The sequence below is a fragment of the Streptomyces sp. RFCAC02 genome, from assembly GCF_004193175.1.
In the GTDB taxonomy this organism is placed as follows: domain Bacteria; phylum Actinomycetota; class Actinomycetes; order Streptomycetales; family Streptomycetaceae; genus Streptomyces.
In genome coordinates, this window is sequence record NZ_SAUH01000001.1 from 3,434,661 (window position 1) to 3,448,754 (window position 14,094).

The 14,094-nt window shown below is 75.1% G+C and carries 17 protein-coding genes; 6 read left to right on the forward strand and 11 right to left on the reverse strand.

What is annotated here, in order from left to right:
- Positions 1 to 25 precede the first annotated feature (25 nt).
- The gene (folE, locus tag EMA09_RS15800; protein WP_240796422.1) at positions 26 to 667 is read left to right on the forward strand and encodes a GTP cyclohydrolase I FolE; all 642 of its coding nucleotides are present in this window, start codon (positions 26 to 28) and stop codon (positions 665 to 667) included.
- Positions 668 to 727: 60 nt separating this feature from the next.
- On the opposite strand, the gene EMA09_RS15805 is transcribed toward folE, so the two are convergent.
- The 4 genes from EMA09_RS15805 to EMA09_RS15820 form a co-directional block, all read right to left on the reverse strand.
- Positions 728 to 1,459: a hypothetical protein gene (locus EMA09_RS15805; protein ID WP_129841669.1), complete on the reverse strand. Its 732-nt coding sequence runs from the start codon at positions 1,457 to 1,459 to the stop codon at positions 728 to 730.
- 104 nt (positions 1,460 to 1,563) lie between these two features.
- Positions 1,564 to 2,550, reverse strand: coding sequence for an ABC transporter substrate-binding protein (locus EMA09_RS15810; RefSeq protein ID WP_240796423.1), 987 nt, complete (start codon positions 2,548 to 2,550; stop codon positions 1,564 to 1,566).
- Between the two features lie 3 nt (positions 2,551 to 2,553).
- Positions 2,554 to 3,255, reverse strand: a complete 702-nt coding sequence (locus EMA09_RS15815) for an ABC transporter permease subunit (protein ID WP_129841670.1) — start codon at positions 3,253 to 3,255, stop codon at positions 2,554 to 2,556.
- A 1-nt stretch (position 3,256) separates the two neighbouring features.
- Positions 3,257 to 4,006, reverse strand: coding sequence for an ABC transporter permease (locus EMA09_RS15820; protein WP_129841671.1), 750 nt, complete (start codon positions 4,004 to 4,006; stop codon positions 3,257 to 3,259).
- A 41-nt stretch (positions 4,007 to 4,047) separates the two neighbouring features.
- Here EMA09_RS15820 and EMA09_RS15825 point away from each other — a divergent pair, with 41 nt between their 5' ends.
- Positions 4,048 to 5,223, forward strand: coding sequence for an ATP-binding cassette domain-containing protein (locus EMA09_RS15825; protein WP_129841672.1), 1,176 nt, complete (start codon positions 4,048 to 4,050; stop codon positions 5,221 to 5,223).
- Positions 5,224 to 5,235: 12 nt separating this feature from the next.
- Here EMA09_RS15825 and EMA09_RS15830 read toward each other — a convergent pair whose 3' ends face one another.
- The 3 genes from EMA09_RS15830 to folB are packed head-to-tail and all read right to left on the reverse strand — an operon-like array spanning position 5,236 to position 6,760.
- Positions 5,236 to 5,739 (reverse strand): DUF3180 domain-containing protein, encoded by a 504-nt coding sequence (locus EMA09_RS15830; RefSeq protein WP_129841673.1) that lies wholly within the window; start codon positions 5,737 to 5,739, stop codon positions 5,236 to 5,238.
- Positions 5,740 to 5,792: 53 nt separating this feature from the next.
- Positions 5,793 to 6,404: a 2-amino-4-hydroxy-6-hydroxymethyldihydropteridine diphosphokinase gene (gene folK / locus EMA09_RS15835; RefSeq protein WP_129841674.1), complete on the reverse strand. Its 612-nt coding sequence runs from the start codon at positions 6,402 to 6,404 to the stop codon at positions 5,793 to 5,795.
- Positions 6,401 to 6,760 carry a dihydroneopterin aldolase gene (gene folB / locus EMA09_RS15840; RefSeq protein ID WP_129841675.1) on the reverse strand — a complete coding sequence of 120 codons (360 nt, stop codon included), beginning with the start codon at positions 6,758 to 6,760 and terminating at the stop codon, positions 6,401 to 6,403. The genes folK and folB overlap by 4 nt, the downstream gene beginning before the upstream one ends.
- A gap of 183 nt (positions 6,761 to 6,943) precedes the next feature.
- On the opposite strand from folB, the gene folP reads away from it, so the two are divergent.
- Entirely contained in the window at positions 6,944 to 7,801 is an 858-nt protein-coding gene (gene folP / locus EMA09_RS15845) for a dihydropteroate synthase (protein ID WP_129841676.1), read from the forward strand.
- Positions 7,798 to 8,334, forward strand: coding sequence for a nuclear transport factor 2 family protein (locus tag EMA09_RS15850; protein ID WP_129841677.1), 537 nt, complete (start codon positions 7,798 to 7,800; stop codon positions 8,332 to 8,334). Before folP ends, EMA09_RS15850 begins: the two co-directional genes overlap by 4 nt.
- Before the next feature lie 36 nt (positions 8,335 to 8,370).
- Here EMA09_RS15850 and EMA09_RS15855 read toward each other — a convergent pair whose 3' ends face one another.
- The 3 genes from EMA09_RS15855 to EMA09_RS15865 form a co-directional block, all read right to left on the reverse strand.
- Positions 8,371 to 8,634 carry a hypothetical protein gene (locus EMA09_RS15855; protein ID WP_129841678.1) on the reverse strand — a complete coding sequence of 88 codons (264 nt, stop codon included), beginning with the start codon at positions 8,632 to 8,634 and terminating at the stop codon, positions 8,371 to 8,373.
- A gap of 76 nt (positions 8,635 to 8,710) precedes the next feature.
- Positions 8,711 to 10,063: a PH domain-containing protein gene (locus EMA09_RS15860; protein ID WP_129841679.1), complete on the reverse strand. Its 1,353-nt coding sequence runs from the start codon at positions 10,061 to 10,063 to the stop codon at positions 8,711 to 8,713.
- A gap of 7 nt (positions 10,064 to 10,070) precedes the next feature.
- Positions 10,071 to 10,538: a PH domain-containing protein gene (locus EMA09_RS15865; protein ID WP_240796424.1), complete on the reverse strand. Its 468-nt coding sequence runs from the start codon at positions 10,536 to 10,538 to the stop codon at positions 10,071 to 10,073.
- Positions 10,539 to 10,611: 73 nt separating this feature from the next.
- On the opposite strand from EMA09_RS15865, the gene EMA09_RS15870 reads away from it, so the two are divergent.
- Complete coding sequence (locus EMA09_RS15870; RefSeq protein ID WP_129844066.1) at positions 10,612 to 11,775, forward strand: NADH-quinone oxidoreductase subunit D; 1,164 nt, start codon at positions 10,612 to 10,614, stop codon at positions 11,773 to 11,775.
- A 12-nt stretch (positions 11,776 to 11,787) separates the two neighbouring features.
- Here EMA09_RS15870 and EMA09_RS15875 read toward each other — a convergent pair whose 3' ends face one another.
- Positions 11,788 to 12,726 (reverse strand): SAM-dependent methyltransferase, encoded by a 939-nt coding sequence (locus tag EMA09_RS15875; protein WP_129844067.1) that lies wholly within the window; start codon positions 12,724 to 12,726, stop codon positions 11,788 to 11,790.
- Positions 12,727 to 12,871: 145 nt separating this feature from the next.
- Between EMA09_RS15875 and EMA09_RS15880 the strand changes: the two genes are divergently transcribed.
- Positions 12,872 to 14,080: a histidine kinase gene (locus EMA09_RS15880; protein ID WP_129841681.1), complete on the forward strand. Its 1,209-nt coding sequence runs from the start codon at positions 12,872 to 12,874 to the stop codon at positions 14,078 to 14,080.
- Positions 14,081 to 14,094: the final 14 nt, after the last annotated feature.

A 14,094-nucleotide genomic window follows, 5' to 3' on the forward strand; every position in this document is an offset into this window, starting at 1 on the left:
CGCACGACAATGAGCGAGGAACGCGATGACCGACCAGGTGACCGACCAGGTGACCGGCCCGGTGCCCGCCGCGGAGGGGGAGTCCCTGGGCAGCGCCGTCGGCGAGTTCGACGAGAAGCGTGCCGAGAGCGCCGTCCGCGAGCTGCTGATCGCGGTCGGGGAGGACCCCGACCGCGAGGGGCTGCGCGACACCCCGGCGCGGGTGGCGCGCGCGTACCGGGAGATATTCGCCGGTCTGTGGCAGCGCCCCGAGGACGTGCTGACGACGACGTTCGACCTGGGCCACGACGAGATGGTGCTGGTCAAGGACATCGAGGTGATGTCGTCGTGCGAGCACCACCTGGTGCCGTTCGTCGGTCAGGCGCACATCGGGTACATCCCGTCCACCAACGGCAAGATCACGGGTCTTTCGAAGCTGGCCCGCCTGGTGGACGTCTTCGCGCGCCGCCCGCAGGTGCAGGAGCGGCTTACGACGCAGATCGCCGACTCGCTGATGCGCATCCTGGAGCCGCGCGGCGTGATCGTCGTGGTCGAGTGCGAGCACATGTGCATGACGATGCGCGGGGTGCGCAAGCCCGGCGCGAAGACGACCACGTCCGCCGTGCGGGGGCAGCTTCGCGACCCGGCGACGCGGGCGGAGGCCATGAGCCTCATCCTCGCCCGCTGATCCGGGCCGCTGAACCCGCCTGCCGGGAAGGGGGCTCGCCCGAGGAGGAGGGGCGGCCGGTCAGTGGTGGTCGCGCGCGGTGGCGCCGGCGTTCTTGCGGGGGCCGGCACCGCCGCCCGTGCCGAAGAAGTCGAAGCCTCCGCCGGTGCGCTGGATCGGCGTGGTGACGCGGGGGGACGGGGGGAGCTGGCGGCGTTCCCCGGCAGCAGGGGCCGGAACCGGCTCGGGGGCGGGCGCCGGCCGGCCGAGGCGGCGGAGCGCCTCGTGGGCCTGGAGGTAGGTGAGCGGCGTGGGCGCGCCGGCCCGGGTGCGGTGGTCGGCCGCGCCCGTGGTGAGGGCGCGGGCCGGTTCCGCGGCCTCCAGGGCGAGGCGGCGGCGGCCCTCCAGGGCGCGGGCGCGTTCGCTCTCGGCCGTGGCGTAGCGGCGCAGCAGGTCGGCGTGCTCGGTGCGCAGCCTCCCCAGCTCCGCGCGCTTGGCGCCGACCTTCTCCTCCATGGCCGCGACCAGCTCGCGGGACTCCTCGACCTCGGCCTGCCGCTCCTCCAGCTGCCAGCTCAGGGACGCGGCGGACGCCTTCTCGCGGGCGACCCGGCGGCTCGCCTCCACGTCCCAGCGGCGCAGCAGGGCCGCGCCGGAGACGGCGGCGAACGCGGCCACCGCCGCCAGGACGCGCGCGGCCAGGATGTCGCCGACCAGCCATGTGGCGGCGGCGCACAGCAATGCCCCGCCGCCGAGCGCGGCCGGGATCAGCACACGGTGCAGCGCTGAATGACGGTGACGTCCACGGGCCATGGTCGAAACCTACCCGGATCGGAACGGGCCGGGGGAGTGGCCCCGGCCGGTTGTTCCCTGGTGGTTATCAACGGGCCGGCCGGGGCGCCCGGTGCGGCGGCGGCTCAGCCGTTCACCAGCCCCTGCTCGGTCAGGTAGTCGCGGGCGACGTCCTCGACCTGGCGGCGTTCGGCGTCGACCTGGCGGTTGAGGCCGATGAGGTCCTCGGTGGTGAGCGTCCCGGTGAGGCGGCCGAGCGCCTCGGCGATCTCCGGGTCGCCGGCGGACTCCGTGTTGAGGACGGGCAGGAGGTTGTCGGCGAGCTGGAGCCGCTGGTCGTCCTCCAGCAGGACGAGGCCGAAGTCCTCCAGCGTCGCGTCGGTCGTGGTGACGAGGGCCATGTCGTCCTCGCCGTCCGCGACGGCCTGCTTCGACTGGACGGTGCCGACGCCGCGCGGGTCGATCTCGGTGATGTCGATGCCGTAGACCTCCTCAAGACCCGGCTCGCAGAACGGCCGCTCCGCGCACTCGTCGCCGGCGGCGAGCCGGATGGGCAGGCCGGTTTCACCCAGATCGGTGAGGGTTTCGAGGTCGTGCTCGGCCGCGAACTCCTCCGTGACGGCGAACGCGTTCTGGTCGACGGCCTCGCCCGCGTCCAGGACGGTGAGGCCGCGGGGCTCCGCCAGCTCGCGCAGCGCCGCCACCGTCGCGTCCGCGTCGGAGGTGGCGACGGGCTCGGCGTCGGGGCCGTTGACCTTGGCGTTCAGGAACTCGGTGAATGTCGCGGCGTACTCGGGCACGATGTCGATGCCGCCGCTCTCCAGCTCGGGCTCGTACAGCTCGCGGGCCTCGACCGTGGTCACCTCGGTGTCGTAGCCGGCGTCCGCGAGGATCTGGGCGTACAGCTCGGCCATGAGGGCCGCCTCGGTGAAGTTGGCGCCGCCGATGGTCAGCGAGCCGCGTGACGTGTCGCCGCCGGATGTCCCGCCGTCGCCACCGCCCTGTTCCTCCAGGCTCTCGCTGCCGCAGCCCGCGAGGCCCAGGGTGAGCGCGGTGACGGCTCCGATGGCCGTGAGGGCGGCGCGGCTGCGGCGTCCGGGTGTCGGGATCACGTGTTATCTCCGTCCGGTGGGTTCGGGCGTGGGAGTGCTGCGGCGCGGCGCCAGGAGGCGCTGCGCGAGGACGAGGACGCCCTCGACGGCGAGGGCGAGCAGGGCGACGAGGACGGCCCCGGCGACCACCTGTCCGGTGCGGTAGGTGGCGAAGCCCGCGGTGATGATGCGGCCGAGGCCGCCGCCGCCGGGCAGTGCGGCGAGGGTGGCCGTCGCGACGATCTGGACGGCGGCCGTACGGACACCCGTCATGATCATCGGGAACGCGAGGGGGACCTCGACGCGGGCGAGGAGCTGACCGCGCGTCATCCCCATGCCGCGGGCGGCCTGCACGACGTCCCGGTCGGCCGTCGAGACGCCGACGTACGCGTTGGTCAGCAGCGGGGGCACGGCGAACAGGACGAGCGCGATGACGGTCGGCAGGTCCCCGTGGCGTCCGAGCGGGCCGATGGTGAGCACGACGAGGACGGCGAAGGTGGGGACCGCGCGTCCGGCGTTGGAGAGGTTGACGGCGAGCGCGCCGCCGAACCTCCGGCCGCCGCCGTGGCCGAGCCACAGGGCGAGGGGCAGGGCGATGGCGCACGAGACGGCGAGGCAGAGGACGGTGAGCTGGAGGTGCTCGGCGAGGCGGTGGGTGATGCCGGCGGGTCCCGACCAGTTGGCGCCGTCGGTCAGCCAGTTCCAGGCGTCGTTGATCGCTCCCATGTCACACCGTCCCCGCGGTCGTGGCGGTGGCGGTGGGTGTGTCGGGCGCGGCGGGTCCGCGTCGTCCGCGCCGCCGTCCGGCCCTGGTCCAGGGCGTGAGGAGGCGCTGCACGAGCAGCAGCAGGAGGTCGGCGGCGACCGCGAGCAGCACGCACAGGACGGACGCGGTGAGGACCTGGGCCTTGAAGTAGCTGTCCATGCCGCTGTAGATGAGGTCGCCGAGCCCGCCGTGGCCGACGATGGCGCCGACGGTGGTGAGGGAGACGGCCGAGACGGCGGCGATCCGCACGCCGGCGACGATGGCCGGCAGGGCGAGGGGCAGTTCGACGGTGAGCAGGAGCCGTGTCCGCCCGTAGCCGAGGCCCCGGGCGGCCTCCCTCGCCTCCTCGGGGACGGCGCGCAGGCCCTCCAGCGTGTTGCGCACGAGGACGGTGAGCGAGTAGAGGACGAGGCCGCACACGACGACGGACGCCGAGATCCCGAAGAAGGGCAGCAGCAGGGCGTACATGGCGAGCGACGGCACGGTGTAGAGGACGGTGGTGAGACCGAGGATGCCGCCGGCGGCCAGGCGTCCCCGGCGCGCCAGCAGCGCGAGGGGGAACGAGACGACGAGCGCGATGCCGACGGCGGTGGCCGCGATGACGATGTGTTCGAGGGTGGCGTCGGTCAACTCGTCCGCGCGGTCGCGGACGTACTCGCCGCAGATCCACGCGTTCGCCCGCAGGCAGTCCGCCCCGCTCGCCGTACTCATGGGAAACGACCCTAGCCCGTAAATCTGACAGGATGATGAACATGCTGCAGTTCGAGCACGTCTCCAAGCGCTACCCGGACGGCACCCTCGCCGTCGACGACCTGGACCTGACGGTCGCCGAGGGCGAGATCGTGACCCTCGTCGGCCCCTCGGGCTGTGGCAAGACCACCACGATGCGCATGGTGAACCGCCTGGAGGAACCCACCTCCGGGCGCATCCTCCTGAACGGCGAGGACATCGCGGGCCTCGATCCGGTGCGGCTGCGCCGCCGCATCGGCTACGTCATCCAGCAGGTCGGCCTCTTCCCGCACCGCACGGTCCTCGACAACACCGCCACGGTCCTGGTGCTGCTGGGCGAACGCCGCGCCGCCGCCCGGCGCCGCGCCGCCGAACTCCTCGACCTCGTCGGCCTCGACCCCACGACGTACGGCGGCCGCTACCCCGACCAGCTCTCCGGCGGCCAGCGGCAGCGCGTCGGCGTCGCCCGCGCCCTGGCCGCCGACCCGCCGGTCCTGCTGATGGACGAGCCGTTCGGCGCCGTCGACCCGGTGGTGCGCGAGCGGCTGCAGAACGAGTTCCTGCGGCTCCAGTCGGAGATGCGCAAGACCGTCCTGTTCGTCACGCACGACATCGAGGAGGCCGTACGGCTCGGCGACCGCATGGCGGTGTTCGGGCAGGGCCGGGTCGAACAGTTCGACACGCCGGCCGCCGTGCTCGGCGCGCCCGCCAGTGACTACGTGGCGTCGTTCGTCGGCAGCGACCGCGGGCTGAAGCGGCTGTCCGTCACCCCCGTCGAACCCGGCGACATCGAGGTGCCGCCCGTCGTCCGCCTCACCGACACCATGGCCGCTGCCGCCGCCGGGATGCGCGAGGCCGGCGCGCGCTGGGCCGTCGTCCTCGACACCGACGACGGGCTGCACGGCTGGGTGCCCCTGCCCGACGGCGCCGGGAAGGCGCCCGACGGGCCGGTGTCGGCCCACGCACGCCGCATGGAGGCGTGGCTGCCGCTCGGCGCGTCCCTGAAGCAGGCGTTCGCCACGATGCTCCAGTACGACGCCGGCTGGATCGCCGTGCTCGACCCGGACGACGGCGACCGCTTCGTCGGCGTCCTCACACCGACCGGGCTGCACGAGGCGCTCCGCAGGTCCGTCGGCGCCGACGCCCGCGCGGTGGACCGCGCCGACGTCACCCTCGACACCGTGGCGTCGCTCCGCTGACCACCCGGCGCCTCACACGGGCGACCGCATCGGGCCGTGCCCGCCGTCCTCGTCGTCGTCACCGTCCGGCAGGCGGCACACCCGCTCCAGCAGCAGCGCGGCGGCCACGACACCGGCCGCCGCGAGCACCGCGAGCCCGGCGTACACCGCCTGGTCGCGGCGGTTCGCGACATCCAGCCGGTGGATCAGCAGGAACAGCCCGAACCCCCCGTACACGCCGCCCGCGAGCGCCGACACCAGCGCGCTCGCCTGCCCGAACAGCACCGCACGCGCCGCCATCAGACGGTCGACGGGCCGCGCGTCCGGCCGCCGCTCGCGCTGCGCCCGCAGCCGGGACCGCAGCGACAGCGCCGTGATCAGCAGCACGACCGCGACCATCCCGAGCACCACCGGCGCGAGCAGCGGCACCGCCGGCAGCGTCCGGTCCAGCGAGTCCCACAGCCCCGCGACGGCCCAGGCCAGGACGAGGGCGCCGGCGAACAGGCCGGCGAGCGTCCTGATCCGCAGTTGGTTCACAGCGTTCCGTGCCTGCCTCGGTCGTCGCGTCGGGGATGCGTCGTCCGGCCGGTTCAGTCGGGGACGACCAGCGTCAGGTCGGGACGCGGCCGTACGCCCTCGGCGCCGAGCGCCGCGAGCAGCGCCGCCGCCGCACCGTGCCCCGGCACCTCCGCGTCCGGATCGACGTCAAGCCAGGGTACGAGAACGAACGCCCGCTCGTGCGCGCGGGGATGGGGCAGCGTGAGCGCCGGGTCGCCCGACGTCACGCCCTGGTACGCGACGATGTCGACGTCCAGCGTCCGCGGCCCCCACCGGGTGTCGCGGATCCGCTTGAACGCCTCCTCGATCGCGTGGGCGCGCTCCAGCAGCGAGGCGGGCGGCAGGGTCGTCTTCACGAGGACCACGGCGTTGAAGTAGGTGGGCTGGCTGCCCGGGTCCACGCCCCACGGCTCGGTCTCGTAGACCGGTGAGACGGCCTTGACCCGTACGCCGGGCGTCTCCTCCAGGGCGTCCAGGGCTCCCTGGAGGGTGTCCAGGCGGTTGCCGAGGTTGCTCCCGAGGGAGAGGACGGCGCGTTTCGGGTTGTGCAGGGTCGCGTCGGCGGCATCCACCTGCCGGACGACGGACGCGGGCACCGGCTGGACGGTCGGGTCGGGGGATGAGGCGGCATTCTGGGGGGTCATGCTCGGCTCCGCTTGATGGTGATGGTCACGTCGTCGAAGGGAACGGTGATCGGCGCCTCTGGCTTGTGCACCGTGACCTCGGCCTCGATGACCGCCTCGTGGGCGAGGCACCGGTCGGCCACCCGCTGGGCCAGCGTTTCCAGCAGGTCACAGGGTTCGCCGGTGACGACGGCGGTGACCTGTTCGGCCAGCACGCCGTAGTCCACGGTCCGCGCGAGGTCGTCGGACGCGGCGGCCGGGCGGGTGTCGAGGCCGAGGACGACATCGACGACGAACGTCTGTCCTTCCTCACGTTCCCTCGGAAGGACCCCGTGAAAGCCTCTGCCTCGCAGTCCGCGCAGGGCGATACGGTCCACGGCGCTCACTTCCTCTCACTCCGCTCACCGGCCTCCCGGCCGTCGGTCCCGGCGGCCGGTGCGGCCCCCACGGCATTCGAATCTACCTGCGAGGGGCCGACGCCCTCCGTCAGCGCCGCCCGGCCGCGCGATGTTCCCGCCCGGCCGCGCGGCGGTGCGGACCGAAGCCCCTACCCTGGTCGCATGAGCAGCGCGCACGGCCAGGTGACAGGACTTCCCGCGTGGGACCGCTGCGCGGTGATGGGGGTGGTCAACGTCACCCCCGACTCGTTCTCCGACGGCGGCCGCTGGTTCGACACCGGGCGGGCGGTCAAGCACGGGCTCGACCTCGCCGGCGAGGGCGCCGACCTCATCGACGTCGGCGGCGAGTCCACGCGGCCGGGCGCCAGCCGGGTGGACGAGGACGAGGAGCTGCGGCGCGTCGTCCCGGTCGTGCGGGCGCTGGCCGCCGAGGGCCTCGTGGTCAGCGTGGACACCATGCGCGCCTCCGTCGCCGAGCGGTCGGTGGCGGCCGGCGCGCGCCTGGTCAACGACGTGAGCGGCGGGCGCGCCGACCCGGCGATGGTGCCGGCCGTCGCCGCGGCGGGCGTCCCGTTCGTCGTCATGCACTGGCGCGGCCAGAGCATCGACATGAACGACCGCGCCCGCTACACGGACGTCGTCGCCGAGGTGACGGACGAGCTGCGGCGCGCCCTGGACGCGGCCGTCGCCGGGGGCATCGCGGCCGACCGGCTGATCGCCGATCCCGGGCTCGGCTTCGCGAAGCGGGCGGACCACGACCTGGCGCTCGTCGCGGCGACGGCCCGCCTGCGCGCCGGGCTCGGCAGGCCGCTGCTGGTCGCGGCGTCGCGGAAACGGTTCCTCGGCCGCGTCCTGGCCGGCCCGGACGGCGAGCCGCCGCGCGCCAGGGAGCGGGACGCGGCCACGGCGGCCGTCACCGCGCTGGCCGCGGCCGCCGGCGCCTGGGCGGTCCGGGTGCACGAGGTGCGGGCCAGCGCCGACGCGGTACGGGTCGTCCGCGCCGTCGGGGCCGCCGCGTGACGCCCGGGGGCGGCGCGGAGTCCGACGCCGCGGCCGTCGCGGCCGCCAACACGGCGTTCTACGAGGCCGTCGAGCGGGCCGACATCGACCTGCTTGACGCGCTGTGGCTGGACGACGAGGAGATCTCCGTCGTCCACCCCGGCTGGCCGGTGATCCGGGGGCGCGGCGAGGTGCTGCGCAGCTACGCGCTGATCATGGCGAACACCGAGTACATCCAGTTCTTCCTGACGGACGTCGAGGTGTCCGTGCGCGGTGGCACCGCCGTCGCCACGTGCACCGAGAACATCCTGAGCGGCGGTCCGGCGGAGGACGGCGGTGCCATGGGGCCGCTGGTCGGCGGCCTCGTGGTCGCGACGAACGTCTTCCGCCGCGCCCCGGGCGGCGGCTGGCGCCTGTGGTCGCACCACGGTTCGCCGGTGCTGGTGGACCGGGACGACGAGGAGGCCGCGGCGGCGCCGGAGGCGGGCGCCGTGGAGGGCGAACGTCCGGAACCCGGCGAGCCCGGCCCCCGGGAGGACCCCGGCCCGGCCTGACCGCGTACGGCGCCCGACCGCGCGTGCGGACAGACCCTAGCGGGTGCGCAGGCTCCTGACGTATCGGACGGAGTCCGCCAGTGGCGCGCCCGGGTGGGCGTCGCGCACCGCCTTGACGGCCCGGATCTCGCCCTCGCGGTCACGGACGGCGCGGATCGCGTCGCCGTCCACCGCGGCGCTGAAGGCCGCGAAACTCGCGAACCGCCGCCGGTGCGCCCGTGCGCGGGACCGCTGGGTGCCGCCTGCGGCGAGAAGCACGGCGCCGGCGACCAGGATCCCGGCCGTCTCGGTGTCGATCATCTGGCTGCCTCCCCTGTCCGGACCGGGAAGCACGATACTGGCACGGCGCGGCGGCGGTCCTCGGTGCCCCGGTGATTCAGGTGCCGGTCAGCCAGCGTTCCGGAGGTGCCGTGCGGCGGCCGATGCGGGAACGTTCCGCCTGGGCGGCCACCTCGTGGGCCGCCCGTTCCGCGTCCAGGAGGCGCGCGGACACCGTCCCGTTCGCGCCGTGGTCCACCCGGACGTCCGCGAGCCGCAGCAGGCGGGCGCGCGGCCCCTGCGTGAGGCGGACGCTCTGCACCTTGGCGTGCGGCACCAGTTCGTGGACCCGCCGCAGCCTGCCCCGCCGCGTCACGAAGACGGCTCCGGTGGCCGCGTACCCGTAGCCCGTGCGCCACACCGGTGCGGCCCACCGCGCCCGGCGCGGGACCGGTTCGACCGCGGCCAGCGTCGCCGCGATGTCCACCTCCGGCAGGATCCGGGCGAGCAGCGCCACCGCCGCGTCCCGCGTCGCGACCGGCAGCAGCAGCCCGCCGTGGCCGCCGCCCTCCGCCCCGGTGCCGGCGACCTCGAGTTCCACCCGTGTCCACGCGCGCGGGCGCCACAGCAGCGGTTCGATGACGCGCACGCACTGCACGCGGCCTGGCGGGACCGTGGCGTGGTCCCGCTGGAGCAGCCCGTGGTCCAGGCGCAGCCCGTCGGGCGACTCGCTCACCGTCCAGCCGTACAGGGTCAGGTAGCTGCCGACGCCGGCGCGCCAGCCCGCGGCCAGGAGCGGCAGCAGGACGAGGAGGCCGGCGACGGGGCTTTCCGTCGTCAGCCACACCACCGGGGTCAGGGCGGCGGCCGGCAGCAGCGCCGCCCAGGTGCGGCCGCGCAGGACGAGGGACCACGCGAGCGTCCCCGGATCGACCTGGTGCAGGACGTGCGCCGGGGCCTCACCGGCGGTCGGCGCGGCCTCGGGGGCGATGCCTGCGGCGCGGGCGAGGAGTTCGGCGCGCAGCGCGCGGGCCTCCGTCTCGCCGAGGTACGCCAGCTCGTCGGCGGACCGGGAGCCCACCACGTCCATCCGCAGTTTCGCGACGCCCAGGGCGCGCGCGAGCAGCGGGCGGCTGACGTCGACGGCCTGGATGCGGTCAAGACGCAGGTGCGCCGAACGCCGGAACAGCAGCCCCGTCCTGATGCGCAGCTCGGTGTCGGTGACGAGGTAGCGCGTGGCCCGCCACGAGAGGTATCCGTACAGGCCGGCCAGCAGCAGTCCGGCGGCGGTGGCGAGCAGCAGCCAGCCGACGGCGATGCCGCCGAGCCAGCGGCCGGCCTCGTCCGGGTTCTGCACGACGACGGCGAAGGCGCCGGCCAGCGGTGCCCAGGCGCGGCGCCAAGGGGTGAGCGGGTGGAGGCGCCGGCCCCGTCCTGCCGGGGCGGGTGTGTCCTCCGTGCCGCCGCTCACCGCCGTCTCACAGCCCCGCCGAGCGGGCCTCGCCCAGCTCGGTGAGGCGGTCGCGGAGTCGTTCCGCCTCGTCGGGGGACAGGCCGGGGATGGCCGCGTCGGTGGCCGCCGCCGCGGTGTGGAGCTGGAGGCGGGCGAGTCCGAACCACCGCTCCAGCGGCCCCGAGGTGACCTCGACGAGCTGCATGCGGCCGTACGGCACGACCGTGAGCTGCCGCCACAGCACGCCCCGCTGGATGAGGAGGTCGTCGTCGCGCTCGCGGTAGCGCCAGGAGCGCCAGTTGCGCCCCAGCGCCCACCAGCCCCAGCCGGCCACCCCGAGGACGGGCAGGAGGAGGACGGACCACACCGCGCCGCCCAGGAGCGGCGGCAGAACGGCGGCCGCGGCGGCGGGCGGCAGGAGCGAGCAGAGCAGGACGAGACGCCGCATCGTCAGCAGTCCGGGCCTGACCGCGTGCCAGGTCTCCCTGTCCATGCGGACGAGCTTAGAGGCAGGGGGCCCGGACCGGACCCGACGCGGTGGGCCGCCGGGCGGGCGGGGTGACAGACTGGCGCCCATGACGGAGACCGTGGTCGGGGTCGGCGGGGCGACAGCGGGGTTCGACGGGGGCACCGACATGGTGCTGAACATCGGGCCGCAGCATCCGTCCACCCATGGCGTGCTGCGCCTGCGGCTCGTGCTGGACGGCGAGCGCATCACCCGCGCCGAACCGGTCGTCGGGTACATGCACCGGGGCGCGGAGAAACTGTTCGAAGCCCGTGACTACCGTCAGATCATCGTGCTGGCCAACCGGCACGACTGGCTGTCGGCGTTCTCCAACGAGCTGGGCGTCGTCCTCGCCGTCGAACGCATGCTCGGCATGGAGGTCCCGGAGCGCGCCGTCTGGCTGAGGACGCTCCTCGCCGAGCTGAACCGCGTGCTGAACCACCTGATGTTCCTCGGCTCCTACCCCCTCGAACTGGGCGGCCTGACCCCGATCTTCTACGCCTTCACCGAGCGCGAGACCTTCCAGACCGTCATGGAGGAGGTCTCCGGCGGCCGGATGCACTACATGTTCAACCGCGTCGGCGGCCTCAAGGACGAGCTGCCCGCCGGCTGGACGGGCCGCGCGCGCGGCGCCGTCGCCGCCGTACGGGCCGGCCTGCCGCGCCTGGACGACCTCGTCCTCGGCAACGAGGTCTTCCGCGCCCGCACCCGCGGCGTCGGCGTCCTCACCCCGGAGGCGGTCCACGCGTACGGGGTGTCCGGGCCGATCGCGCGCGCCAGCGGCGTCGACTTCGACCTGCGCCGCGACGAGCCGTACCTCGCCTACGGGGACCTCGCCGGCGTCCTGCGCGTCCCGACCAGGACGGCCGGCGACTGCCTGGCCCGCTTCGAGGTGCTGCTCGACCAGACACGCAACGCCCTCGACCTCGCCGACGCCTGCCTCGACCGCCTCGCCGAACTGCCCCCCGGGCCGGTGAACCAGCGCCTCCCCAAGGTCCTCAAGGCCCCCGAGGGAGCCACCTACGCCTGGACCGAGAACCCCCTCGGCCTCAACGGCTACTACCTCGTCTCGAAGGGCGAGAAGACCCCCTACCGCCTCAAGCTGCGCTCCGCGTCGTTCAACAACATCCAGGCACTCGGCGCCCTGCTCCCGGGCACCCTGGTCGCCGACATGGTCGCCGTCCTCGGGTCGTTCTTCTTCGTCGTCGGCGACATCGACAAGTAGCGCCGCGCGGGGTCACGGCAGCGGGCACGGCACGCCCACCGGGCGCAGGAGCCAGGTGAACGCACCGAGCCCGCCGGGGTCCGTCAGCTCCGCCGCCTCGCCCGCCGCCGCGAGGGCGCGCACGTACGCCGCCGGGTCCGCCGTCGCCAGGGCGAGCGGCGGGCGTGTGCCGGTCACGCCGAGGGCACGCAGCGCCGCCCGCTGCGTGCGCAGCTCCCCGCCCCCGGCGGCGCACGCGTCGAGCGCCACGTGCGCCGTCAGGTCGCCGCGGCCGTCCGGCACCGGCGGCACCTGCCGGCCCTCCCGGTACCCCGTCAGGGTGCCGTACGGCGGCCGGCCGGCCCGCGTGTGCCCGTAGTCGACGGCCACCGCGACCCCCCGGCGCAGCGAGCCCGCCGCCGCCTCCCACGCGGCGTCGCGCGTCCTGCCGATCTCCGCCCGCGCGCCCGGCGGCAGCGGCCACCACCAGCGCCGCAGCCACGCGGCGTCCGCGCCGTCCACCGGCCCGGCGAGCTCCTCCCGCCCGTCGGGGGCGACCAGCACGCGCCGGACGACGCCCGCCGCGTCCGCCTCCACGACGTCGAGCGGCACGTTGTCCAGCCACTCGTTCGCGAACAGCAGCCCGGTCGCCCCCGCCGGGGGCCGGGCGCACCACTCGATGTCCGGGCCGAGGCCGTCCGGCCGGGCGGCGCGCTCCACCGCGTACGCGCGCACCCGCCGCCGTACCGCCGGGGGCAGCGCGGCCAGGACGCCCGTCACCAGCTCGCCGCGCCCCGCCCCCAGGTCGGTGAACGCCAGCTCCGCCGGGTGCCCGAGCGCCGTGTCGACCCGCGCGAGCAGCTCGGCGACCGCCCGCGCGAACAGCCCCGACGCGTGCACCGACGTGCGGAAGTGCGCCCCGGGCGCCTCCCGTACGAAGAAACCGCCAGGCCCGTACAGGGCACGCTCCATCGCCACCCGCCAGCCCACCGGCCGCTTCGGGGTCACCGTCCCACCGCCTTCCGACGCACCGTCCACCCAGAGGAGTAGTTGAGAGCTTCACGTATCGGCCGTCCGGTTGACTCCCCAGCCGCACACCATGCCTACGCTGGGTGACGTGAACCGGCTCTACGACCTCCTGCGCCGCCACCCCACCGGGGTGGACGGGAGCTGGTCGGCCGTCCTGCTGGTCCTCTCGCTGGTCACCCTCGCATCTCCCTCCCAGTACCTCGAAGGCGCCTCGGAGGCGGCCACCGGCGTCGTCGCCCTCGCGCTCGCCGTCGCCGGGACGCTGCGCCGCCGCCGGCCGGAGCGCGTGCTGGTCGCCTGCTTCGTCATCGGCGCCGCGCAGCTCGTGCTCGGCGTGCCCCCGCTGGTCGGGAACGGGACGTTCCTCGTCGTCGTGTTCACCATCGCCTCGCGCCCCGACCGGCGCTGGTCGCGCCTCGCCCTCGGCGGCTGCCTGACCGCCCCTGCCCTCTCCCAGCTCCGCTGGCCGGACCGGGCGGCGGAGAGCACGTTCGCGGTCGTGTTCGGCACCGGCCTGCTCACCGTCCTGTTCTGCCTCGCCTGGGTCCTCGGCGACTCGCTGCGCACCCGCCGCGCGTACTACGCGGAGCTGGAGCGCCGCGCGGAACGCCTGGAGCGCGAGCGGGAGACCCGCACGGCCATGGCCGTCGCCGCGGAGCGCGCCCGCATCGCCCGCGAACTGCACGACGTCGTCGCCCACAACGTGTCGGTCATGGTCGTCCAGGCGGACGGCGCCGCGTACGTCCTGGACTCCGCGCCCGACCAGACGCGGACCGCCCTGCGCACCATCTCCTCCACCGGCCGCCAGGCCCTCACCGAGATGCGGCGGCTCCTCGGCGTCCTGCGCGGCGAGGACGGCGGCGCCGCGGCCGGTGACTACGTGCCGCAGCCCGGCGTGGACGAGCTGGGCGACCTGGTGGACCAGGTCAGGGACGCCGGGCTGCCGGTGGACTTCCGCGTCGAGGGCACCCCGCAGCCGCTGCCGAGCGGCGTCGCGCTGACCGCGTACCGCATCGTGCAGGAGGCCCTGACCAACAGCCGCAAGCACGGCGGCCCGCACGTCGGCGCCACCGTACGGCTGTGCTACCGGCGCGACACCCTCACTGTGCTCGCCGACGACGACGGCAGGGGCGCCGACGACGGCTCGTACGCGGAGCGCGGTGCCGACGGCCTGGGGCACGGGCTCATCGGCATGCGCGAGCGGGTCGGTATGGTCGGTGGCGTCCTGGTGGCGGGTCCCCGGCCCGGCGGCGGCTTCCGCATCAGCGCCACCCTCCCCCTCACCGGCGGCGAGTGACCCGCACGTGCCCC

Coding starts and splice junctions, on each gene's coding strand:
- EMA09_RS15825 (WP_129841672.1), top strand. CDS start 4,048: ATGCTGCAGTTCGAGCACGTCTCCAAGCGCTACCCGGACGGCACCCTC.
- EMA09_RS15875 (WP_129844067.1), bottom strand. CDS start 12,726: ATGGAGCGTGCCCTGTACGGGCCTGGCGGTTTCTTCGTACGGGAGGCG.
- EMA09_RS15820 (WP_129841671.1), bottom strand. CDS start 4,006: ATGAGTACGGCGAGCGGGGCGGACTGCCTGCGGGCGAACGCGTGGATC.
- EMA09_RS15815 (WP_129841670.1), bottom strand. CDS start 3,255: ATGGGAGCGATCAACGACGCCTGGAACTGGCTGACCGACGGCGCCAAC.
- folP (WP_129841676.1), top strand. CDS start 6,944: ATGAGCAGCGCGCACGGCCAGGTGACAGGACTTCCCGCGTGGGACCGC.
- folK (WP_129841674.1), bottom strand. CDS start 6,404: ATGACCCCCCAGAATGCCGCCTCATCCCCCGACCCGACCGTCCAGCCG.
- EMA09_RS15855 (WP_129841678.1), bottom strand. CDS start 8,634: ATGATCGACACCGAGACGGCCGGGATCCTGGTCGCCGGCGCCGTGCTT.
- EMA09_RS15865 (WP_240796424.1), bottom strand. CDS start 10,538: ATGGACAGGGAGACCTGGCACGCGGTCAGGCCCGGACTGCTGACGATG.
- folE (WP_240796422.1), top strand. CDS start 26: ATGACCGACCAGGTGACCGACCAGGTGACCGGCCCGGTGCCCGCCGCG.
- EMA09_RS15805 (WP_129841669.1), bottom strand. CDS start 1,459: ATGGCCCGTGGACGTCACCGTCATTCAGCGCTGCACCGTGTGCTGATC.